This is a genomic window from Aliiglaciecola sp. CAU 1673, from assembly GCF_029223185.1.
Lineage (GTDB): Bacteria > Pseudomonadota > Gammaproteobacteria > Enterobacterales > Alteromonadaceae > Bowmanella.
In genome coordinates, this window is record NZ_JARHUG010000008.1 from 94,055 (window position 1) to 116,534 (window position 22,480).

Here is a 22,480-nt window from a genome sequence, read left to right on the forward strand (position 1 = left end):
AACCACATCCTTAGCTGTTCAGCTTCCTCCTCAAGGTTGATAAAAGGGAGCATCACCCTTAAACAAGCCAGGCGAAACATAGTCTCCACCTCCTAACAAGTGACCACATTCGCGCAATACAAGAAACAAACATCCCACCTGCACCAATTATTCACAATTTTTATCCCCAATATCAGCAAATCGGGCAATTGATTTCTTGCACCATAATGGGTATGTTCATTACCCCGCGAGGTAGTGCATAACGATTCAAATAAAGCCATATCTCCGATACAACCCGTTATGGGTCGTCCTATTTCAATAAAGGTGGATTTGGAATAGCGACGCTGGCACATGAGAACAATAATTTGACCACAGAAGTCAAACTCATGACGCCGCGAAAAGAACATCGCCCTGCCCGTTTGAACAGGTTGAAGGAGAACTAACAAGATGAGCTTGTATCACCCGAATGATTCCCGGGACAACTGTGGCTTTGGCCTGATCGCCCATACCAAAGGCGAAGCCAGCCATCAGCTGGTAAAAACCGCCATCCATGCCCTTGACCGTATGGAACATCGGGGCGGCATTGCCGCTGATGGAAAAACCGGCGATGGCTGTGGCCTGCTGATGCAAAAACCCGATGCATTCTTCCGTGCCATTGCTGAGGAAAACGGCTGGAAGCTGGGTAAGAAGTACGGCGTCGGCATGATTTTCTTAAGCCAGGACAGGGAACTGGCAGAAGCCGCTCGTCAAGTGGTCAATGAAGAGCTGCAAAGGGAAACCCTGGAACTGATAGGCTGGCGCGAGGTGCCGACCAATTCAGAGCTTCTGGGTGAGTTGGCCCGCAGTGGCCTGCCGCAAATCGAGCAGGTGTTTGTTAACGCCCCCCCCGGCTGGCGTAAAAAGGATTTGGAACGACGCCTGTTTATGGCCCGTCGCCGTGCAGAAAAGCGCTTGAGTCAGGATCCGGATTTCTATGTAGCTTGCTTATCCACCTTGGTTACTATCTACAAAGGGCTGGTGATGCCCAAAGATCTGCCCAATTTTTATCTGGATTTGGCAGACGAACGTATGCAGTCGGCTATCTGCGTTTTCCACCAGCGTTTCTCCACCAATACCTTGCCGCGTTGGCCACTGGCACAACCATTCCGCTTTTTGGCTCACAATGGCGAGATCAACACCATTCGCGGTAACCGCGAGTGGGCAGCAGCACGTACTTATAAATTCCGTACCCCCCTGCTACCGGATCTGCATGATGCCGCCCCTTTCGTTAACACCGACGGTTCAGATTCTTCCTCTTTGGATAATATGCTGGAACTGTTTCTGGCTGGCGGCATGGATCTCTTCCGCGCCATGCGTCTTCTGGTACCGCCCGCTTATCAGAATAACGAAACCATGGACGGTGAACTTAAGGCGTTTTACGAATTCAACTCCATGCATATGGAGCCTTGGGATGGCCCGGCTGGCATCGTCATGACCAATGGCCGCCATGTGGCCTGTAACCTGGACCGCAACGGCCTGCGCCCGGCCCGTTATGTGCTGACCAAAGATGGTCTGATTACCCTCGCCTCCGAAGTAGGGATTTGGGACTACCGGGAAGAGGATGTGCTGGAAAAAGGCCGTGTGGGCCCCGGCGAAATGCTGGCGGTGGATACCTATACCGGCAAAATCTGGCGTTCCACTGAAATCGATGACGATCTCAAAGGTCGCCATCCCTACAAGGAATGGTTGGATAAACATATCAAACGTCTGTTGCCCATTCAAAAATGCGATGCCAGCCTGATTGGTGTGCCGCTTTTTGATGACAATATGATGGCTACCTACCACAAGCAGTTTAATTACAGCTATGAGGAAATACAGCAGGTGCTGAAAGTGCTGGCCAAAGACGGCCAGGAAGCGGTGGGCTCAATGGGTGATGACACCCCGATGGCGGTGCTCTCCGGCAAGCATCGTACTTTGTATGATTATTTCCGCCAGCAGTTTGCCCAGGTTACCAACCCGCCTATCGATCCGTTGCGCGAAGCCCATGTGATGTCACTGGCCACCTGTATTGGCCGTGAGCAAAACGTGTTTTCGGAAACCTCTGGTTATGCCAACCGGGTATTATTCGAATCACCGGTGATGGTGTACACGGATCTCAAGCAGCTGCGTGAATACGATCCTGAACATTATTACTCCGAAGTGGTTGACCTCAATTATCGCCCCGATGAAGGGTTAAAGGCCGCTATCGAGCGTATCTGTAACGAAGCCGAATACCTGGTGAAGCAGAAAAAAGCCACCTTTATTATTCTCTCGGATCGCAAGATTAAAGCCGATCGTCTGCCCATTCCCGCGCCGATGGCGGTGGGAGCAGTACAACGTCGGTTGGTGGAAAAATCCCTGCGCTGTGACGCCAATATCGTGGTGGAAACTGCCTCAGCGCGCGATCCTCACCATTTCGCCGTATTGCTTGGCTTAGGTGCCACCGCGGTTTACCCCTTCCTGGCCTATGAAACCATCGAACAGTTGGTGCAAAAAGGTGAGCTCGATATCAGCCCCATGGAAGCGGTAATGAATTATCGCAAAGGCATTAACAAGGGTCTGCTCAAGATCATGTCCAAAATGGGCATCAGCACGGTGGCCAGTTACCGCTGCGCCAAGCTTTTTGAAGCAGTGGGCATTCACAAACAAGTGATGGAAATGTGTTTCCGTGGGGTGCCCAGCCGTATCCAGGGTGCTAATTTCGATGATTTCGAACAGGACCTGGTTAACCTTAACCGGGTGGCCTGGATTAAGCGTAAATCCATCAGCCACGGTGGCCTGCTCAAATATGTGCATGACGGTGAGTATCACGCCTACAACCCGGATGTAGTGCAAAGCCTGCAAAAGGCAGTGGTCAGTGGTAAATATGAGGACTACCAGGTCTTCTCAAACCTGGTCAACGACAGACCGGTGGCCCATCTGCGCGATTTGCTTAAGCTCAAACCCGATACAGAGGCCATCAGCATTGACGAGGTAGAGTCGGCCGAATCGCTATATCCGCGGTTTGATACCGCCGCCATGAGTATTGGCGCACTTAGCCCCGAAGCCCATGAAGCCTTGGCCATCGCCATGAACCGCTTAGGCGGACAGTCTAACTCCGGTGAAGGCGGTGAAGATCCCAAGCGTTTTGGCACCGAGAAAAACTCTAAGATCAAGCAGGTGGCCTCGGGACGTTTCGGAGTTACCCCTCACTATCTGATGAACGCCGAAGTGATCCAGATTAAGGTGGCCCAAGGCGCTAAGCCCGGCGAAGGCGGTCAGCTGCCCGGCGATAAGGTCAACCGCTATATCGCCGAGCTGCGCTATTCAGTGCCGGGCGTGACCCTGATTTCGCCGCCTCCTCATCATGATATTTATTCCATTGAGGATTTAGCCCAGTTGATTTTTGACCTTAAGCAGGTCAACCCCAAGGCGCTAATTTCGGTGAAACTGGTCTCTGAGCCCGGTGTAGGCACCATCGCCACCGGTGTGGCCAAAGCCTATGCAGATTTGATTACTATCTCCGGCTATGACGGCGGTACCGGCGCCAGCCCCCTTACCTCGGTGAAATACGCCGGTAGCCCCTGGGAGCTTGGTCTGGCTGAAACCCAGCAGGCTTTGGTGGAAAACGGTCTGCGTCACAAAGTGCGGGTACAAACAGACGGTGGACTGAAAACCGGCCTGGATGTAATTAAAGCGGCTATCCTCGGCGCCGAAAGCTTTGGTTTTGGCACCGGCCCCATGGTCGCATTGGGATGCAAATATCTGCGCATTTGCCATCTCAATAACTGCGCCACCGGCGTGGCTACCCAGGATAAAAATCTACGCGACAACTACTTTATTGGCTTGCCCGAGATGGTAATGAACTACTTCCGCTTTATTGCCCAGGAAGTGCGCGAAATCATGGCCAGCCTCGGCGTACGTAAGCTGGATGAGCTGATTGGCCGTACCGAGTTACTGGAAGTGATTGACGGCATTAACGCGCGGCAAAATCGCCTGGATTTGTCCCCCTTATTGGCAAAATCCGAGGCCGGTGCCCATACGCGCCTGTTCTGCTCTGAAGTGACCAACGCCCCCTTGGATAAGGGCCTGTTGAATCAACGACTGCTGGCCGATGCCGGTGGCGCAGCCGAAAAACGCCAGGGTGGTCATTTCCGCTATGCTATCCGCAATACCGACCGTTCAGTAGGCGCGCTCTTATCCGGCCATATTGCTACTTTGCACGGCAATCAGGGCATGATGGACCATCCAATTAAGATCCAATTTAAGGGCACTGCCGGCCAGAGCTTTGGGGTTTGGAATGCCGGCGGCCTGGAGATGCGTCTGGAAGGCGATGCCAACGACTATGTGGGCAAAGGGATGGCCGGCGGTAAACTGGTGATCTATCCGCCTGCCAATGTCTCTTATCTGAGCCATCAAAGCGCCATTATGGGCAATACCTGTTTGTACGGTGCCACCGGTGGCAAGTTATTTGCTGCAGGTCGTGCTGGTGAGCGCTTTGCCGTGCGTAACTCCGGGGCAATCGCCGTGGTGGAAGGCACTGGCGACAATGCATGCGAATACATGACCGGCGGAATTGTTGCCGTGCTTGGCAAGACCGGGGTTAACTTTGGCGCCGGTATGACCGGTGGCTTCGCTTACGTGCTTGACCAGTTGGATGACTTCCACCGCCGGGTCAACGGTGATCTGGTAGAAGTCATGGGCATCGAAGACAAGCCCATTCTGGCCGAACATTTGCGCGGCTTAATTGACCAGCACTATGAGGAAACCGGAAGCGAGCACTCACTTAAAATTCTGAATCGCTTCAACGATTATTTGCCTAAATTCCGCTTGGTAAAACCCAAGACCAGCGATGTGAAAAACTTGCTTGGTCATATCAGCCGCTCCAGCGACGAGCTGCGTGTACAGGCCCAATAGGAGTAGCAGTATGGCAAAGAATGTATACCAGTTTGTGGATGTAGAGCGTATCGACCCGCCAAAGAAACCGGCAATGTTACGTAAAAGCGAGTTTGCCGAAATCTATCATCCCATGAGTGACAGTCAGGCAGCCGGTCAGGCCGATCGTTGCCTGGACTGTGGTAACCCTTATTGCGAATGGAAATGCCCGGTTCATAACTACATCCCCCAATGGCTGAAACTGGCCAACGAAGGCAAGATTTTTGAAGCGGCAGAGCTGTCCCATAAAACCAACAGCCTGCCGGAGGTCTGCGGCCGGGTCTGTCCACAGGACAGACTCTGTGAGGGGGCTTGCACCCTTAATGATGACTTTGGGGCAGTGACCATCGGCAGTATCGAAAAATACATTACCGATACCGCCTTTAAGCTTGGCTGGCGTCCGGATATGTCCGGCGTAGTGCCCACCAACAAGCGCGTAGCCATTGTTGGCGCAGGACCAGCGGGCCTGGCCTGCGCCGATGTGTTGGTGCGCAATGGCGTGACCCCGGTGGTGTTTGACCGCTACCCGGAAATTGGCGGCTTGCTGACCTTTGGCATACCCGCCTTTAAGCTGGAAAAAGAGGTAGTCAAACTGCGCCGGGAAATTTTCACTGAAATGGGTGTGGAATTTGTACTCAACACTGACGTGGGCAAAGACATCAGCTTCGAGCAGTTACTTGCTGAGTACGATGCAGTTTTTCTTGGCATGGGTACCTATAAATCCATGCGCGGCGGCTTTGACAATGAAAGCGCCCCCGGCGTCTATGAAGCGCTGCCCTACCTGATTGCCAACACCAATCGACTGATGGGCCTGGAGCAGGAAAGCAGCGCCTATATCGATATGCAGGGCAAGCGCGTGGTAGTGCTAGGCGGTGGTGATACCGCTATGGACTGTGTACGCACTGCTACCCGCCAAGGCGCCACGTCGGTTATTTGCGCCTATCGTCGCGATGAAGAAAATATGCCCGGCTCTCGCCGTGAGGTGCAAAATGCCCGCGAAGAAGGTGTCGATTTCCAATTCAACCTGCAACCCCTGGATATCGCCCTGGATGAAGCCGGGCGCGCCTGTGGGGTCAAGTTGGTCAGAACCGAGTTGGGTGCGCCGGATAGCGCCGGTCGACGCAGCCCACAACCGGTCGAAGGCTCCGAGCATGTACTGGAAGCCGATGCCGTGATCATCGCCTTTGGTTTTGCCCCAAGCCCGGCTGCCTGGTTAGCGGAGCATGGGGTGATCCTGGATGAAAAAGGCCGGGTACGGGCGCCGCAAAACGGTAAATACGCCTTTCAGACCAGTAATCCCAAGATCTTCGCCGGTGGCGATATGGTGCGCGGTTCGGATTTAGTGGTCACCGCCATCTTTGAAGGCCGCAAAGCCGCCGAAGGCATATTGGATTATATGGGAGTTTGAGGCTTCTCTGAGCTTACTCTCTGTCCTGAATAAAACCGGCTTGTTTGCCGGTTTTTTCATCTTGGTCACAAAACTGTCATATTTTTGTGCCAAATTTCTTTGCCCCAAAATCACAGTGCCGTAAGGAAAACAGCTGATTTGTCGTGCTTGGGGTCAAGCCAACTACCTTGGGATAGGTAGGGCCGACCGATAACCATAAAAATAACGAGAAATCTGATGATAATAACAAAAAGACTCAGAGCTTTAATGCTGGCGCTCTGCCTGCCCGGCTCCCTTGCCATCGCCGCTGTTCCAGCCGGCTACTACGACAATATCAATACCGCCAACGGTCAGGTACTAAGAGACTCGCTGCATGAGATCATCGATGATCACCAGCGCTTCCCCTATACCTCAACGGCTACCGACACCTGGGACTTATTGGAACAAGCGGATCAGGATCCAGCTAACGCCGCCAATGTCATTGATATCTACAAAAACGCCAGTTATCCCAAAGCGGGCGGCGGAAATTCTTTTTATAATCGCGAACACAGCTGGCCTAAATCCTACGGTTTTCCCACCGACGGCAGCGACAATTACCCCTATACCGACGGTCACCATCTGTTTATCTCCGACAGTGGTTACAACTCCAGTCGTAGCAACAAGCCCTACGACAACTGCACCAGCGGCTGTGACGCGAAACCCACCGACAGCAACCATGGTCGTGGCGCCGGTGAGGCCAACTACACCGCCGGTGGCAACACTGATGGCAGTTGGCAAACCTGGTCAGGACGGCGTGGTGATGTAGCCCGTGCACTGATGTATTTGGATGTCCGCTATGAAGGCGGCACTCATAGCGTTACCGGTACTGCTGAGCCTGACCTGATCCTCACCGATGACAGAGCCCTGATTGCCAACTCCAATCAAGGCAGCAACTTATCGGTGGCCTATATGGGGATCAGATCCGTGCTCTTGCAATGGCACCAGGAAGATCCAGTGGATGACTTTGAGCGCCGTCACAACGATGCCATTTATGGTTTCCAGGGCAACCGTAATCCCTTCGTCGACCACCCTGAATATGTGGCTTGTGTTTTTACTGAGGATTGCAGCGGCCTGGATGGTAGCGGTGGTTCAGGAGGCGGCTCAGGCGGTGGTGGCTCAGGCCCAGCAGCCTCGGCCTGGATCAACGAATTCCACTATGACAATGACGGTACCGACAGCAATGAATTTGTGGAAGTGGCGGGTACCGCCGGATTGGATCTTAACGGCTGGAGCCTGGTGGCCTATAACGGCACCAATGGTGCGCAGTATATGAGTGTGAGCCTTAGCGGCAGCCTGACTAACCAAAGCAATGGCTTCGGTACCCTTAGCGTTGCCATGGCCGGCCTGCAAAACGGTGCGCCGGATGGTCTCGCACTGGTCAATGCCAGCGGTGCGGTGGTGCAGTTTATCAGCTACGAAGGCAGTATGACCGCCACCGATGGCGCGGCACAGGGAATGACCTCCATCGATATCGGAATCAGCGAGACCGGCACCACACCGGTAGGCCACTCACTGCAACTGGTGGGAAGTGGCAGTCAATATGCTGATTTTACCTGGCAAGCAGCAAGTCACAGCGCCGGGACTATCAACAATGGTCAGAGCTTCGCCAGCAATGGTGGTGGCAGCAGCGCACCTGTGCAAAGTGTGTTCGAGAACAATCAAACCCTGTCTATTCCAGACAAAAGCAGTGTGATCAGCAACATTGAGGTAGATCGGGATGGCAATGCGGGTACGCTGGACGTATCGGTCAATATCAGTCATAGCTACCGTGGCGATATCAGCCTGACGCTTTATGCCCCCGATGGAAGCAGTACCTTGCTGCAAAACTATAATGGCGGCGATGGCGCACAGGATCTGGTGAAAACCTATCAGATCAATCTGACCAGTGCCGCCCGTGGGATCTGGCAGTTAAAGGTCACCGATCATTACAAACAGGATGTGGGACAGTTGAACAACTGGTCACTGACATTTAAGTAGTCATAGGGGGCGGCTATGGCCGCCCCACAACACTAAGTCCCTTTTACATCCAATTGCACTTCTTTGCTTTCACGGGCTGTCTTCAGTTGGATCAGCAAACGCATAATATCCCGCCAACTAATAATACCCACCGGTCTTCTCTCGGCATCGACCACTGGGATGCAGGAGATCCGTTGACGACTGAACATTTGTACCGCGTCATAGACATCGTCCTTCGGCCCCAGTACCCATAAGTTGCGAGACATGATCTGATGCACTTTTTTGGTCAGGGTCGCCGTATCCATAGCCCGCTCGGCTGCGGTTCCAATATAAGGACTAACGGTTTTCAATAAGTCCCGATCCGAGACCACGCCAACTAACTTGCCGGCTTCCACCACCAGCAAGTGATGGAACTTCGCTTTTGCGAAGATGGCTTTGACCTCAGCAAGGGTGGCCTCGGGCTTGATGGTCACCAGTTGCTTGGTCATAAATCGCTCAAGATGAATGCGCATAGCGCTCCTTTTATACCCAAACTTTCAATAGCATACCCGGTTATTGACTGGCTGCATTGCTCTGCAACAAAGCTAACCCTATAGTTAGACCACACCCAATCGGGTTTTTGCCCACTTAAGAGAAAACAAAGAGGCCTAACGTGGCGCCATTTAAAACACTTGGTAAAATGATAGCAGTCGGCGTTCTGCTCGGCGTTTCCAGCCCGCTATTCGCTTCTGTCTGTCCCAGTGACTTTCATCAATTACCCGTCATGGAAAATGCCAGCTACTGCCAACTTTTTGATGATAAGTTACCGGCCAGTTTAAGTTATCACGCCAACCAGTCACCTCAGCAAGCCCTGGCTTTCTATCAGCAACTGACGGATATTTCAGTGCAAACGGAAAAAGACCGGCAAGTGATTCGCCATGCCTCCGGCAACTGGCTGTTAATCATCTCCGCGGACGGCGAAGGCAGTCAAATAGATATGCTGGTAAAACAATAACTCCCTTGCGCTCCACAGCCACATTTTTGGCATTTTAATTGCAGCTCTACCAGGCACCGGACCCCAGGGTCAAAACTTTGTCGTATTGTGGAGTGAAGCATGGAACTGACCATTATCTTATTGATGATTCTTATCATCGTGGCCATTGGCGCCATCAAACTAAACGGCGACAACCTGGCCTTTCCGTTTAAAAAGCGCAGCAACCTGTTCACGCCAGTGGAGCGTAGTTTTCTCGATCTGATTGAGTCGGCTGTGGGTGACCAGTACCGCATTGTTTGCCGGGTAAGATTGAGCGACATTCTCACTCTTCGCCAAGGCACAGACAAGAAAACTGGCCGCAGTGCCATGCTTAAGGCCAATAGCCGCTATCTGGATTTTATCCTGTGTGATAAGCAGGATCTAAGCCCGGTCGTTGCGGTCGACTTGGTCCACCAGCAAGGTAAAGAAGGTTACAAGAGCCAGCGTGACTGGTTTGTCAGCAGTGCACTGGATGCCGCACGTATTCCCCATCTGCGCATCAAGGTCAAATCCGGATACAGCGCCAAAGACATCCGTGATTGTATTGACGCCAAACTGGCACCGGTACGTTACAAAGAGCCGAAGAAACCGTTAGTACAAGGCACCATGAAAGATGATGCCAAGAGCAGCTTGAATCGTCCTGTTACCGCTTAATGGATATGTAGAGCCGCAAGTAGATTTGGTATTGGGCGACAGAGTCAGTAAAATGTCGCCCAATTTCAATACGGTCTCTAATTCACATGAAAATTGGTATCCTCGGTGCGATGGATCAGGAAGTCGCGCTGCTAAAAAACACCCTGCAAGATGTCAAAACCTACGAATACGCTCACCTCAATTTCTTTGAGGGCAAACTGCATGGCGTCGAAGTGGTGGTGGTCAAATGTGGCATTGGCAAAGTGGCGGCATCGGTCGCTACCACCATCCTGATCGACCGTTTCGCACCGGATTTCGTGGTCAATACCGGCTCTGCCGGTGGCTTTGATACCAGTTTGAATATTGGTGATGTGGTTATCGCCTCCCATGTGATGCATCACGATGTGGATGTGACCCACTTTGGATATGAATTAGGCCAGGTCTTTGGCCTGCCCTCCCGTTTCCCCTGTGATGAGCGCTTGATCGCCGCTGCCGAGCATGCGGCCATTGACGTGCTGCACGTTAACTGCAAGAAGGGCCTGATCTGTACCGGTGATTCATTTATTGGTTGTGACGTGGCCGCTGCCAGACTGCGCGATCTGGTACCGGATATGAAAGCGGTGGAAATGGAAGGTGCTGCCATTGGTCAAACCTGCTTTATGCTGGATACCCCATTCGTGGTGATCCGCTCCTTGTCCGATATTGCCGGTAAAACCTCCAGCATGTCCTTCCAGCAGTATCTGGAGCAAGCGGCTAAAAACTCCGCTACCTTGGTTATGGATATGATCAAAACCCTTGCCAAATGAACGACTATCCGGCCCTGCTAAGCCATCCCATCCTGCATACGCTGTGGATAGTGTTACTGGTGGTATTGGTGGAAAAACTCTGGGTATGGCCGGATAAGTATCATCCTTTAAGCTTCTTTCGGCTGCTGGCCAGTCGCATGGCCGACAAAGTCCATCCTGGCCTGAATCATACGCCTTATCAGCAGCGCTTATCCGGCAGCCTGGCCCCCTTAGTGCTGCTGACACCGATTTTAGTCTGTATCGGCCTGTTTATCGGGCTGGCCGAATATCCGCAATTTTTTGATGCATTGCTGCTGTATATAGCCATACGTTTTCAACCGGTTCCCAAGGCCATGCGCCATGTTCAATCGGCGCTGGCCGTAAATAAAAAAGCCCTGGCGCGGGATAAGTCTCGTGCATTACTGCTCAGAGAAACAGAGCTACTGACCAGCATGGGGCTGAGCAAAGCGGTGGTGGAGTCGGCAGTAAAGCGCTTTCTGTATCAATTCTGTACCCCCCTGTTCTGGTTCTTACTCCTCGGTGGTGTGGGCGCGCTGGCCTACCGTTTGTTATATGAGTTCAGCCAGGTATGGAACATTAAGCAGCGCCGTTTTGTGCATTTTGGCGCACCGATTAGCTGGCTATGTCGTGTTTTTCAATGGTTGCCTGTGCGCTTGGGTTTACTGACACTAATGGCAGCTGAAAATCTGACTGGTGCTATTCGCGCCAGAAAACGTCTGGCAAAAGGTGTCGGTCAGCAGACCCGGTTGCTGGCCTATGCCGGTGGTGCCCTTGGCATTGAATTGGGGGGTCCTGCCATATACGACGGCGTTAAACGCCGCTGGCCAAAATGTGGTGGTCTTCGCGAGGCCCGTGTAGAGGATATCGCCCGTGCCCGTCACAGCCTGTTAAGAGCGCAAGCCATTATGCTAACCCTGCTGTTACTGGGATATGCTTTTTACTTTGCCATGGGACATATCAGGTGAGAGGGCTGCTGTTGTGTTTTGGCTTACTGCCTGGATTATTGTGGGCCAATCCCCTTCGCCTGATAAGTTTGGCTCCCCATACGACAGAACTTGTGTACTCCTTAGATGCCGGTGACCAGTTGCTGGCGGTGAGTGCGCATAGCGATTATCCCCAAGAGGCGCAAAGCCTGCCGCAAGTAGCCGACTATCAAGGGGTCAATTTTGAAGCCATTATGCGCCTCAAGCCGGATCTTATCCTGGCCTGGCAAGGTGGCAACAAGCCGCAGGATCTGCAGCGACTGGCTTCTTTGGGATTTGAGATCTTTTACTCCAATCCCAATCGTCCTCTGGATATCGCCGATGAAGTTATTGCCTTGGGCAAGCTTTTGGATAAAGAAGCATTAGCCCAGCAACTGGCGACCGCATTCAAACAACAATTGAACGACATTGCAGCAGACTATCGCGCTGTCCCATCTCGCAAAGTGTTCTACTACATGTGGCCAAAGCCGCTGATGTCCATTGGCCCCGGTGCCTGGGCCAACCACTTGTTGTCCTTGTGCAATGCCAACAATATCTTTGCGGATGCCCCCAATGATTACCCGGAAGTCACATTTGAAGCGGTCATTGCGCGCCGACCACAGACATTAATTGCTGCGAATAAGCAGCCCCTTAACCAACAAAAGCAGATGTGGCAGCCTTGGCTTGCCAGTTTGACGCTCAGCGAAGCCGACGTTGTCCAGGTCAATCCTGACAATCTGCATCGCTTCAGCCTGAGACTGCCCGATGGGGTGCAACAGCTCTGCGAGGGGATCCATCGGTCGTCCACTATATCGATGCAATAGTGAACGAATTCATTGATCCTTGCGTAAAACATCGCCATGCTGGGAACAGAATTGCTGTATAGGAAAAGGCGATGAATCACGACAATATCACCATTAAAAAAGGCGACTTTAAAGTAGCCGATCTGTCATTGGCCGACTGGGGCCGCAAAGAGCTCACCATAGCCGAGAGCGAAATGCCGGCTTTGATGGCTATTCGCGAGAAATACCGCGCCGAGCAGCCACTGGCCGGAGCCAAAATCCTTGGCTGTATTCATATGACTATCCAAACCGGGGTGCTGATAGAAACCTTGGTAGCCTTGGGCGCAGAAGTACGCTGGTCTTCCTGCAATATCTTTTCCACACAAGATCATGCCGCCGCAGCAATAGTGGCGGCGGGCGTGCCAGTGTATGCCTGGAAAGGGGAAACAGAAGCTGAATATGACTGGTGCCTGGAGCAAACGATTCTGAAAGACGGCAAGCCCTGGGCTGCCAATATGATATTGGATGATGGTGGCGACCTGACTGCCATGCTGCACGACAAATATCCGCAGATACTTGAAGGAGTACATGGCATTACCGAGGAAACCACCACCGGTGTGCATCGTCTGGAATCTATGCTCAAAAAAGGCACCTTGAAGGTACCCGCCATTAACGTTAACGATTCGGTCACCAAATCCAAGAATGACAACAAATACGGCTGCCGCCACAGTCTGAATGACGCCATTAAACGAGCCACTGATCACTTGCTGGCGGGCAAGAAAGCGCTGGTTATTGGTTACGGTGATGTGGGCAAAGGCTCGGCCCAATCCCTGCGTCAGGAAGGTATGATCGTCAAAGTCACCGAAGTAGACCCCATCTGCGCCATGCAGGCCTGCATGGACGGCTTTGAAGTGGTGTCTGCCTACCTTGAGGGACGCAATACCGGCAAGTTGGACGACATCAATCAGGCGCTTTTGGCCAATACCGACTTAGTCGTCACTGCTACCGGCAATATTGATGTGTGTGACGCCAATATGCTTAAAGCGCTTAAAAATGGCGCGGTCGTTTGCAACATCGGCCACTTCGACAATGAAATCGATACCGCCTTCATGCGTAAAAACTGGCGCTGGGAATCGATTAAGCCTCAAGTGCATAAGATTTATCGCAGCGATGATCCTGCCGATCATTTGCTGCTGCTCTCTGAAGGCCGCTTAGTCAACTTAGGCAACGCCACCGGTCATCCTTCCAGAGTCATGGACGGTTCTTTCGCTAACCAGGTACTGGCACAAATTCACCTGTACCGTCAGGGTTATGCCAATCAGGACAAGGGCGCGCGCATGGCAATGCTAAGGGTGGAAGTATTGCCCAAAGCGCTGGATGAGGAGGTGGCCCGTTACATGGTACAGGGCTTTAATGGCGTGATCACCCAGTTGACCCCCAAGCAGGCGGACTATATCCAGGTACCGGTGGAAGGCCCGTTCAAGACCGATGCCTATCGTTACTAACAGCAACGGATAAGAAAATGGCACGAGACTCGTGCCATTTTCATTATTGTCTTTGCCTTAGTTCTGGCGGCTTTGTATAAATGCCTGAGCATCCTCAATACTGTAAAACGCATAGCCCAGCTCACCAGATTCACATGCATTAAGGGCCTCACTCCAGCACCATAACCAACCGCCTCTTGCAGCATTGAATCCAACGACACTGATATATTCCGTTTGATTTTGACCAAATTGAATGACCAGATTGCCTTGACCGTCTACCTGATAGGTGCCGATTTCGTCCTCATGACTAACACAATCATTTAATCGGTATTCTTGGTTGTTAAGGAACTCAAACTCTTCAATCACCCACAGCTCGCAGGCCTCAGCCATAAAGCCGTTCTCTCCGACCAGGAAGTAGGTTTCACCAACCAAATCGCTGGCATTGAATTGGTATTCTTCGCTGTCGATGGCATACGCCAACAGCTGCTGTGCATTCTGGTTTCCTTCCAGCCAGGATAAGCTGAATGCCGCAGTATCAGGGTCTACACCCAACAAACTGACGGTAACCGTTTTGCCCTGCCAGACCAAAACTAACCTACCTTCTGCGTTTACTGACCAGGCTCCAGACTGTCCGTCGCTTGAACGAAAACTTCCATTTTCGGAAAAATGCAGAGTTTGCATAAATTCCTGTGCGTCAGTAGCGTCGAAGAAAGACAAGGCAATGCCATAGAGGTCCGATGCCATCACTGGAATAATCTCTTGGTTACCATTGCCCGGTTCCTGCCAGAGCTCAGGCCATTGGTTGAGCGCCCCCTTGGCCAAAATATTCAGACGCGGTGCAATCTCAAGCCACTCACTGCCGCTGGGCTCTTTAACCAGTTGCCACTCGATAACCATGTGCTTGCCTTGTTGATCACGATTGAGCACCCGCCAGTGACGCTGTCGCTCAGCACCGGTTGAGGTTGCTCGTGAGAACTGTACAGTGTCTCCCTGTGCAGACCATTGCCAACCCGTATCTAAATACAATGTCATATTACTATCTGGATAGATGGGGTAGACACGCTGCATCGTGCCATCAGCATTAAACTGATACCCAAAAACATTTTCCGCCTTGAGTTGATTCCCCTTCCAAGAAGACGAGATATTTGAATTAATATGTGCCTGATAGTAATTTGGTAAGGTCGTTACCAAGGCAGTGGCAAAATCCGGCACGGCAGACACATAAGTGATTTGGCGTGTAAATGCAGAAATCACCTGACCGCTTTTTTCTATTTGAATCAGACTAAGGTACTGATTTTCCCGCGTTACAAAGGGAGTATAGCGATAACTGGTTCCTGCCTCTTCCACACCAGTTAGCAAAATGCTGGAGCCATCGCTCGACCAACTGACATTGTTGAGTGAAGTATTGAGGCTAAAGCCAACACTGCCGTCAGTATTGAGGCGTAAAACATCGTGCACATAATCTTTCCAGGTATCTGTTTCCATTGGTACGGGCATGGCCCAATCGCCAGCCGCACCGTTCAATCCACTAACAGCCGGCTCAACCGTATGCATCCAATTCGTCGCATCAGCAAACTCCCTGTACTGCACAGTCAGGCTGATGCTTGGATCTAGTTCGGCTTTTAATGCGTCGTCCAGTTTCAATGTGTAGCTGTAGTCCGAGACCCTGGCAACTACGCCACCTAGAGGGCCTGCAGAAAGCAACGAAGATTCAGATGCCTGCAGTTTTTGCTCAATAAGCAGCTGATTTGGCAGACGTTGCTGGTCACGCCACGCCTTTAGTTGCGCCATCAGAGCTTGGCCGAATCTCTCTTCAACCCATTCCAACCATTCATCTGACACAATCGCATAGATTGGCGAAACATGTTCGTCGCCAAAATCGATACGTAGCTTTTTACCCTCTAGCTGCCAGGTAACTGCAGTGTCCTTGACGGAAAAATCATACGCATTGTCGCCAACCACGCCCGTCCCATCAGCGCGCAGATAGACAGTTTCCACAGCATTGGGCAAAAAGTCCGGGTGATGGGAACTCATGAACAGATGTGCTCTGTTTTCTAACAAAGACAAAGAGAAATCCAGGGCTAGTGCATCCTCAGACAGTGTCTGTAAACGCGCTTCTAAAAGCGCCTGCTGATAGGCAGTGGACGTCACTCCCTGTTCGTCGGCAATCCCTTGCTGTCGCAAGTACGTGGTGAGGGCTTGTTGCGGATCGTCGGCTCCGGTGCCAAAAAGGCTTAAGGTGGTGACGCCCTCTGGAGGCGTAAATGCTTCATTATCGGCGAAGACTTTAATGGCGGAAGCCGTATTTAGCAGACTGTCTGGGGCTATTTGTGAACGCAACGTTTGCAAATCATCATCTGCCGAGGGGATCTGTCCCCCGTTCAAGGCCTTTACCCACAGATGGCTTGCAGTTGATACATGCGTGACATTGGTTTCCGCTTCTCCCCGTTCCAATACACCATCCGCCCCCGCCAGAGCAGTCAACTGGGCAAAAGATCCCATACTGGAAGCCAAAGCAATATGTTGCTGGTCGTTGACCCCTGCCGCTTTCAGTGTCAGAACCTGATTAACAGGCAGACTACCCTCTTCGAACTCAATTCCCAGATTGTAGTGGCCTTGACTGTCCGCTTCGGCTGTAAAGGTTTTCTCACCGATGGTCACGCTAACCAGCGCCTGACTGACTTCATCATCAAAAACTTGCCCCTCAATCTGTAAACTAACCATGGCGGGAGGGGTTGGTGTGGGTGTTGGCGTTGGTGTCGGTGTTGGTGTTGGTGTTGGTGTTGGTGTTGGTGTTGGTGTTGGTGTTGGTGTGGAACTTGAACCACCTCCACAGGCTGATAAAGCCAAAGCACAACTAATTGCCAGGGCTAAGGCGTGCGTCCTGTTCTTTTTCATTCTAATGCTCCGATATAAGATTAAACTGCAACGGACTGCCCGGCAAATCCCACGCCAACTTTAAATGCCTTATTATTCAATAGCTTACAGAAAGACCTTCAAACCACCTTTCACCGTTGGAAAGTTTTCCATATCACCTATACAGGGGATAAAAAATAGCTGAATTGGGCAGATACAAAGATGCAATCTAGGCTTTCAAAGCATGCTAAAGGCACAATAGCCGCGGCCTTGAGTCAGCTCCCTGTAAAAAATAACACCCCACCTGGATAGGTGATGATATTGACAACTGTTCAGCATTGATTAGCGTAGGAATACCAATTCCATTAATGATGTGATCACTCAGCGAGAGTCAAAATGTTCTATGGCAAGGCTGGTGCCCGCAGGTTTAGTGGGGCTAAATCAAAGGCTCCTAACACCGCCAGGGGGCATTTTGGCCTCGCCCGCAGGGAGCGGCCAGAAGGGCTCTGAGTTGACCAGATCATTAATGGACTTGGTATAATCATTTACCGAACTACAGATAGTGACCCCCACCAAATGTTGTCTCCATCCACGCCATTACTGGCGGCAAAGGCATTATCCGAACTGATTGGTGAGATTTATCAAGCCGGTCTGGACGGACAGTGGTTAAGGGTGCTTGATAAGGTCATTGAATACACCCATTCCAACAAGGCTTGTTTGTTTCTGCATAAGTTGTCTGAACCATCTCCTCAAGTCTTGGAGTTTCGCTCCCTGGTGGATTTCCCGCAGGAGGCCTACTTGGAATACCAGAAGCGAGCTCATGAAGATCCTCTTCTGGAAACGGTAGGATACATGCTGGAAGGGGACTGTATGGACTTGACAGCAAACATCAACTTGCAAGCGTTTGAAAATACCGACTTCTACCGTGATTTTTACTTGCGCTTTCAAACACGATACTCCGTAGCCAGCTTGTTAATACGGGACATGGAATATGAATCGTTGCTGGCCATCAACCGGGGGCCGAATTCTCCCAACTACAATGAATCAGAGATCGCTTTGATGTCACTGCTGACACCACATTTCAGCCGGGCTTTAAAGATTTATAAAGACTTAACCTTACACAAACGTTACGCAGCCATCAGTAAAAGTATCCTGGATCAAACGGACAAAGGGCTGATCGTCTGTGACACACTGGGGCGTACCATACTGACCAACGATGTGGCGACAAGAGAATTGCAGTCCTCCAGCGATATATTTATAAGTAGCAATCTGCTGACAATGTCGCCTTCTGCTTATCATCTGAAGTTGCACCAAAGCATCAGAGCTTGCACACAATTGGCATTTACTAATCTTCCTCAGGAATCCATTGTGCTTGAGCGCCCTGATGGCGAAACCCTGTTGATCACCATATCGCCTCTGAACTGGCATTCAGATTTCGTTGACATGGGCCAGCCATGTTGCCTGATAACCCTCAGTAAACAAAATGCCATTAATTGGCCTATGGTGGCAAAGGAATATGGTTTAACGGCCATGGAAACTAGAGTAATTCAGGCCATCAACCGCAAGAAGAAGCTTACTGATCTCACCACCGAAATGGCCGTCACCTACAATACTTTGGCAACCCATATGAAGGCGATATACCGCAAGATGCGTATACACTCCCAAGCTGAATTGATGGCAACAATCAGTCTGTTCAGGAACTAGGCATATTAAGGGAGCACAGGCATCCCTTAACATAAGTGTTAGAAGACCTAAAACACCCGGCTAAAGATGCGACGCCCTTGTCTTGAGGAGCGTTTATCGCGCAAACGGCGATGCAATTCACGGCGTTTCGTCGACAACCAGTCCTCATGAGACACCTGTACATCGGCGCCACGACGATGACGCTCTGTGTCACGAAAGGTGCAAAATTCGCCATAGGTATCGAAATTGTCTGCCAGATCTTTTACCAGCAACTCGATCATGATGGCGTCATCCATATAGCCAAGTACAGGAATATGGTCCGGCACCAAGTCGGCGGGCTCGCAGAAATAGGCCAGTGCAATCAATACTTCCTTACGCTCTTCCTCGGGCAGCTGCCATTCGGCATCGTCAATCATCTGCATCAACTGACTCAACTTATCTACCCGCTGGGAGATAAACGCCGGCAGTTCGTCGGCTTTGAGTTCCTGGATTGCCTTAGTGCAATTGTTTTTAATTTGTTCTTCACTCAGATTCTGCGCTCTGTCTATAGAGCCGCGCATAAGATCCCTGAAATGCTCCAAATCGGCGTCAGTCAGGGTAAAAGTGATATCCAGTGACATCTTTTCCTCCTAAAAATAAGCGATCCACTAATTCACTATACTGAGGGTAACCCCAGGCCCGAATAAGTGCCAGATATCAGACAATTTTATCTGCATCCTTTGAACTACTAAGCTAACAGCTGTGCGCTCGTATTTACTCGGTGCCATTCAAGCCTTACACTGCCCCAAAATCAGGGGGAAAGTATGCGAATTTCGTTTCTGGTACTGATGCTCATCGGCTCACCACTTTGCGTAGCTGCTGATGAACACAGCGGTATGACTCAACAGCAAGTGATGGAACAACGCGATCAGTTGCTGATTATCGATGTGCGTGGTGAAGAAGAATATGCACAAGGTCACGTCCCTGGCGCCCTCCATATGCCCCATGATCAAGTGGATGCCAATCTACCCTGGCTGTCCGAATACAAAGACAAGAAGATAGTACTTTATTGCCGTACAGGGCGACGCTCAGGCATGGTGCAGGCGCAACTATTGGAGAAGGGCTTCACTGACGTCTCCTTGTTAAAAGGCGATATGCCAGGATGGGAATCAGCAGGCCTTCCCATTGAAAAAGGTAGCCAATAGGCGATGAGCGTCACGCTGAAGAAAGCCGATAAATATGGCAGTTTCGAGCTTAGCCAAGAGGGACCTTTGATTATCGCCACCTTTAAAGGCATCTTGGGTGGTGGGCTTAGCAAGCATTATAAACAAGCCATATTGTCCCTGGCTCAAAGCTATAACAAGCAACCATGGGCCTATATTGCCGATGGCATGGAGCATGATGTATCCATTCCTGCAGCCGCAGAGAATTTGCGCCAGGTGTATTTGGAATGTCTCAAACTGGGTTGTGTGGGCGACGCCTATTGTATGCCTTCTGCGGTGGGACTCTCGCAGTTGGAAAAGGTCCGCAAAAGCTGTGGTTTTGTCGGCTCTATTTATGATCGCTCATACGCTGATGTTGAAAGTGCCAAGCAAGCAATGTTAAACACTGTGGCAGAATTGTCTCACACTTAGCACGGCGAAACCTCCATGGAAATCACCCTGACCACACCGGCATTGCTGTTCCCGGCCATTTCTCTGTTATTGCTGGCCTACACCAACAGATTTGTGACCCTGGCCACTATTATCCGTAACTTTGAAGAGCCATCGGATAGCACTCAAAAACAGATCGCTAACTTGCGCCGTCGCATTCAACTTATCAAACGCATGCAGGAAGCGGGGGCCGGCAGTTTTTTCCTGTGCGTGCTGTCTATGCTGGCCATTTATCTCGATTACCAAAGCATTGGCGGCTGGATCTTCGGTGCCAGTCTGGTGCTGTTGTTATGGTCCCTTTGGCTGTCTGTAATGGAAATCCGCATTTCTGTGGAAGCGCTGGATGTACACTTACAAAGCCTCAATATTCACTATAAGAAGAAAAATGACTGATATTGCTTACCAACCTTTGTCTCCTGAACATTTTGAACGTTTATTACAACTGGCTAACCATGTACATGGTGACAACTATATGGACAGCCAGAGCCTGGAGAATTTCTATCAAGCCGGCTTAAAAAACGGCATAAACGCCAGTTGGGTTGCTCTGGATGGCGAGCGTCTGGTGGGTTTTCGACTGACACTGGCTGCAGGTAACTGGCAGCCCGACAAATGGTGTAGTCCTAACCTTTGGCAGTTATCCGAAGATCAGGTGTGCTATTTCAAATGCAATACCGTGGATGAGAATTACCGCGCGGCCGGCATTGGTTCGAAAATGTTAAAGCTCTCCGTTGGCGAAGCACAAAAGCAAGGGGCCAAAGCCGGACTTGCTCATATCTGGCTGGCCAGTCCTGGCAACAGTGCATTTTTGTATTTCTCAAAATGCGGCGGCAAGCTGGTCAAAGAGCATCCCGGGAAGTGGCAGGATAACTGTGACAACGACGGCTATGTTTGCCCCATTTGTGGAACCCAATGTGACTGTGTCGCGGCCGAAATGCTGCTGCGTTTTAAGGAAGCCTGATGTTCGACCCCTTGGTAGATAAAGCTTGTGGCGAGGCCCAGCCCTACCCCGCTTCCTATTGGTCAGCCACCACATCGCCTGTTGCCTATGCGCCAGCAAGTGGCCACCAACAAGTAGAGGTAGCCATTATTGGTGGCGGCTATACCGGGCTTTCCTGCGCCTATCACCTGGCTAGTGAACAAGGTATTGCTCCGATTCTGCTCGAAGCCAATCAAGTGGGCTGGGGCTGCAGTGGCCGTAACGCAGGCTTCGTACTAAATGGCACCGGTAGACTCTCTTTTGCGCAAATGCACCACAAGTGGGGGGCGCAAGTCGCCGACAATATCTACCGGGAATACCGTCAGGGTATCGATACAGTTGAAACACTGATCAAAGAAGGGGATATCCAGTGCGATCGTGGCCACGAAGGCTATTTAAAAGTGGCCCACAATCCTTCCATGGCGAGCACAATAAAGGAACAAGCAGACTGGCTCAGGCAACATCATCAGGATCCAGTTGAGTTTATTAACAAAGACCGCCTCAAGCAGGAATTCCTCAATGGTGCCGAAGCCCATGGCGCACTGTATTTCCCTTATTGTTTTGGTTTGCATCCCCTTAAATTAGCGCTGGGATATGCCAGGATGGCTGCTGATGCAGGCGCCAAACTGCATAGCGACTCACCGGTGCTGCGTATCGAAAAAAGTGGCGCCAAGCATCGCCTGATTACGCCGCAGGCAGAGATAATTGCAGATAAGCTGGTGATCGCCACCAACGGATACACCGTAAATCGCTTTCACAAAGCCATTGATAGCCGCCATTTCCCGGTCCTTTCCAGCATTATTGTCACTCAGCCTTTAACCTCGGCACAGCAAGAGGCTATAGGCCTTATTCCCGGTCGGGTGGTAATGGATACTCGTGCGCTTAAGTACTATTACCGCTTGTTGCCGGATGGCCGCCTGCTGTTCGGTGGCCGCGGCGCAATCAAAGGTAAGGATGCCAATCACCCGCTGTACCAAAATCGGTTGCTGTCAGCTCTGCTCGATGGTTTTCCTCAGCTCAAAGGCGTCACAGTCGACTATTTCTGGAGCGGCTGGGTCAGCGTCTCCTTCGATGACTATCCACGTATCTGTGCGGCCGAAGATAATGTGTTTTACAGCATGGGCTATTGTGGCTCTGGGGTGTCATTCGCATCACAGGCAGGTAAACGTTTGGCTGAGCGGGTGGCGGGAAAAGCCCCTGAGTGTGCGCTACCCTTTTTCCAATCCCCCTTACCAAAGTTTCCTTTTAGTCCATTCAGACGATTGGGGCTTTGGGGTTTCTACCATTGGGGCAGACTAAAAGATGCTTTGTAGCGCCAGATCATTAATAGGGCAGATATAAGCTGGACATCAGTTTACCGGC

Annotated in this window: 18 protein-coding genes; 15 read left to right on the forward strand and 3 right to left on the reverse strand. The window is 51.2% G+C overall.

All coding sequences use genetic code 11. From position 1 onward, the window contains the following. Nucleotides 1–426: 426 nt before the first annotated feature. The 3 genes from gltB to P2G88_RS09575 all read left to right on the forward strand — a co-directional run bounded on the left by gltB (nt 427) and on the right by P2G88_RS09575 (nt 8,314). Nucleotides 427–4,893 carry a glutamate synthase large subunit gene (gene gltB / locus P2G88_RS09565; protein WP_275795642.1) on the forward strand — a complete coding sequence of 1,489 codons (4,467 nt, stop codon included), beginning with the start codon at nt 427–429 and terminating at the stop codon, nt 4,891–4,893. 10 nt (nt 4,894–4,903) lie between these two features. Beyond that, complete coding sequence (locus P2G88_RS09570) at nt 4,904–6,319, forward strand: FAD-dependent oxidoreductase (RefSeq protein WP_275795643.1); 1,416 nt, start codon at nt 4,904–4,906, stop codon at nt 6,317–6,319. A 216-nt stretch (nt 6,320–6,535) separates the two neighbouring features. After that, the gene (locus P2G88_RS09575) at nt 6,536–8,314 is read left to right on the forward strand and encodes an endonuclease (RefSeq protein WP_275795644.1); all 1,779 of its coding nucleotides are present in this window, start codon (nt 6,536–6,538) and stop codon (nt 8,312–8,314) included. 32 nt (nt 8,315–8,346) lie between these two features. Here the strand turns inward: P2G88_RS09575 and P2G88_RS09580 are convergent, their stop codons facing one another. Next, a complete protein-coding gene (locus tag P2G88_RS09580; RefSeq protein WP_275795645.1) occupies nt 8,347–8,805 on the reverse strand; it encodes a CBS domain-containing protein in 459 nt (152 codons plus the stop codon). 140 nt (nt 8,806–8,945) lie between these two features. Here P2G88_RS09580 and P2G88_RS09585 point away from each other — a divergent pair, with 140 nt between their 5' ends. The 6 genes from P2G88_RS09585 (at nt 8,946) to ahcY (ending at nt 13,993) form a co-directional block, all read left to right on the forward strand. After that, nucleotides 8,946–9,287 (forward strand): hypothetical protein, encoded by a 342-nt coding sequence (locus tag P2G88_RS09585; protein ID WP_275795646.1) that lies wholly within the window; start codon nt 8,946–8,948, stop codon nt 9,285–9,287. A gap of 99 nt (nt 9,288–9,386) precedes the next feature. Beyond that, nucleotides 9,387–9,959, forward strand: coding sequence for a DUF2726 domain-containing protein (locus P2G88_RS09590; protein ID WP_275795647.1), 573 nt, complete (start codon nt 9,387–9,389; stop codon nt 9,957–9,959). Nucleotides 9,960–10,045: 86 nt separating this feature from the next. Next, entirely contained in the window at nt 10,046–10,744 is a 699-nt protein-coding gene (locus P2G88_RS09595; protein ID WP_275795648.1) for a 5'-methylthioadenosine/adenosylhomocysteine nucleosidase, read from the forward strand. Further along, nucleotides 10,741–11,709, forward strand: a complete 969-nt coding sequence (locus tag P2G88_RS09600) for a cobalamin biosynthesis protein (protein WP_275795649.1) — start codon at nt 10,741–10,743, stop codon at nt 11,707–11,709. Before P2G88_RS09595 ends, P2G88_RS09600 begins: the two co-directional genes overlap by 4 nt. Further along, nucleotides 11,706–12,530 carry a cobalamin-binding protein gene (locus P2G88_RS09605; protein ID WP_275795650.1) on the forward strand — a complete coding sequence of 275 codons (825 nt, stop codon included), beginning with the start codon at nt 11,706–11,708 and terminating at the stop codon, nt 12,528–12,530. Before P2G88_RS09600 ends, P2G88_RS09605 begins: the two co-directional genes overlap by 4 nt. A 71-nt stretch (nt 12,531–12,601) precedes the next feature. Next, the gene (ahcY, locus tag P2G88_RS09610) at nt 12,602–13,993 is read left to right on the forward strand and encodes an adenosylhomocysteinase (protein ID WP_275795651.1); all 1,392 of its coding nucleotides are present in this window, start codon (nt 12,602–12,604) and stop codon (nt 13,991–13,993) included. 57 nt (nt 13,994–14,050) lie between these two features. On the opposite strand, the gene P2G88_RS09615 is transcribed toward ahcY, so the two are convergent. Next, on the reverse strand, nt 14,051–16,870 hold the full coding sequence (locus P2G88_RS09615) for a hypothetical protein (RefSeq protein WP_275795652.1): 2,820 nt from the start codon (nt 16,868–16,870) through the stop codon (nt 14,051–14,053). A 534-nt stretch (nt 16,871–17,404) separates the two neighbouring features. Between P2G88_RS09615 and P2G88_RS09620 the strand changes: the two genes are divergently transcribed. Then, nucleotides 17,405–18,532, forward strand: coding sequence for a hypothetical protein (locus tag P2G88_RS09620; protein ID WP_275795653.1), 1,128 nt, complete (start codon nt 17,405–17,407; stop codon nt 18,530–18,532). 47 nt (nt 18,533–18,579) lie between these two features. Here P2G88_RS09620 and P2G88_RS09625 read toward each other — a convergent pair whose 3' ends face one another. After that, on the reverse strand, nt 18,580–19,131 hold the full coding sequence (locus P2G88_RS09625; RefSeq protein ID WP_275795654.1) for a YkvA family protein: 552 nt from the start codon (nt 19,129–19,131) through the stop codon (nt 18,580–18,582). 183 nt (nt 19,132–19,314) lie between these two features. Here P2G88_RS09625 and P2G88_RS09630 point away from each other — a divergent pair, with 183 nt between their 5' ends. From P2G88_RS09630 to P2G88_RS09650, 5 genes are read left to right on the forward strand one after another with little or no spacing between them, the layout of a single operon-like run. Further along, nucleotides 19,315–19,695, forward strand: coding sequence for a rhodanese-like domain-containing protein (locus P2G88_RS09630; protein ID WP_275795655.1), 381 nt, complete (start codon nt 19,315–19,317; stop codon nt 19,693–19,695). 3 nt (nt 19,696–19,698) lie between these two features. Continuing rightward, nucleotides 19,699–20,124 (forward strand): hypothetical protein, encoded by a 426-nt coding sequence (locus P2G88_RS09635; protein ID WP_275795656.1) that lies wholly within the window; start codon nt 19,699–19,701, stop codon nt 20,122–20,124. Nucleotides 20,125–20,139: 15 nt separating this feature from the next. Next, the gene (locus P2G88_RS09640; RefSeq protein ID WP_275795657.1) at nt 20,140–20,535 is read left to right on the forward strand and encodes a DUF2721 domain-containing protein; all 396 of its coding nucleotides are present in this window, start codon (nt 20,140–20,142) and stop codon (nt 20,533–20,535) included. Next, nucleotides 20,528–21,100, forward strand: a complete 573-nt coding sequence (locus tag P2G88_RS09645) for a GNAT family N-acetyltransferase (protein WP_275795658.1) — start codon at nt 20,528–20,530, stop codon at nt 21,098–21,100. The genes P2G88_RS09640 and P2G88_RS09645 overlap by 8 nt, the downstream gene beginning before the upstream one ends. Then, nucleotides 21,100–22,431 carry an FAD-binding oxidoreductase gene (locus P2G88_RS09650; protein ID WP_275795659.1) on the forward strand — a complete coding sequence of 444 codons (1,332 nt, stop codon included), beginning with the start codon at nt 21,100–21,102 and terminating at the stop codon, nt 22,429–22,431. The genes P2G88_RS09645 and P2G88_RS09650 overlap by 1 nt, the downstream gene beginning before the upstream one ends. The last annotated feature ends 49 nt before the right edge of the window (nt 22,432–22,480 follow it).

Coding starts and splice junctions, on each gene's coding strand:
- ahcY (WP_275795651.1), top strand. CDS start 12,602: ATGAATCACGACAATATCACCATTAAAAAAGGCGACTTTAAAGTAGCC.
- P2G88_RS09580 (WP_275795645.1), bottom strand. CDS start 8,805: ATGCGCATTCATCTTGAGCGATTTATGACCAAGCAACTGGTGACCATC.
- P2G88_RS09630 (WP_275795655.1), top strand. CDS start 19,315: ATGCGAATTTCGTTTCTGGTACTGATGCTCATCGGCTCACCACTTTGC.
- P2G88_RS09595 (WP_275795648.1), top strand. CDS start 10,046: ATGAAAATTGGTATCCTCGGTGCGATGGATCAGGAAGTCGCGCTGCTA.
- P2G88_RS09615 (WP_275795652.1), bottom strand. CDS start 16,870: ATGAAAAAGAACAGGACGCACGCCTTAGCCCTGGCAATTAGTTGTGCT.
- P2G88_RS09600 (WP_275795649.1), top strand. CDS start 10,741: ATGAACGACTATCCGGCCCTGCTAAGCCATCCCATCCTGCATACGCTG.
- P2G88_RS09590 (WP_275795647.1), top strand. CDS start 9,387: ATGGAACTGACCATTATCTTATTGATGATTCTTATCATCGTGGCCATT.
- P2G88_RS09575 (WP_275795644.1), top strand. CDS start 6,536: ATGATAATAACAAAAAGACTCAGAGCTTTAATGCTGGCGCTCTGCCTG.
- P2G88_RS09625 (WP_275795654.1), bottom strand. CDS start 19,131: ATGTCACTGGATATCACTTTTACCCTGACTGACGCCGATTTGGAGCAT.
- P2G88_RS09645 (WP_275795658.1), top strand. CDS start 20,528: ATGACTGATATTGCTTACCAACCTTTGTCTCCTGAACATTTTGAACGT.
- P2G88_RS09650 (WP_275795659.1), top strand. CDS start 21,100: ATGTTCGACCCCTTGGTAGATAAAGCTTGTGGCGAGGCCCAGCCCTAC.
- P2G88_RS09620 (WP_275795653.1), top strand. CDS start 17,405: ATGTTGTCTCCATCCACGCCATTACTGGCGGCAAAGGCATTATCCGAA.
- P2G88_RS09570 (WP_275795643.1), top strand. CDS start 4,904: ATGGCAAAGAATGTATACCAGTTTGTGGATGTAGAGCGTATCGACCCG.
- gltB (WP_275795642.1), top strand. CDS start 427: ATGAGCTTGTATCACCCGAATGATTCCCGGGACAACTGTGGCTTTGGC.
- P2G88_RS09640 (WP_275795657.1), top strand. CDS start 20,140: ATGGAAATCACCCTGACCACACCGGCATTGCTGTTCCCGGCCATTTCT.
- P2G88_RS09635 (WP_275795656.1), top strand. CDS start 19,699: ATGAGCGTCACGCTGAAGAAAGCCGATAAATATGGCAGTTTCGAGCTT.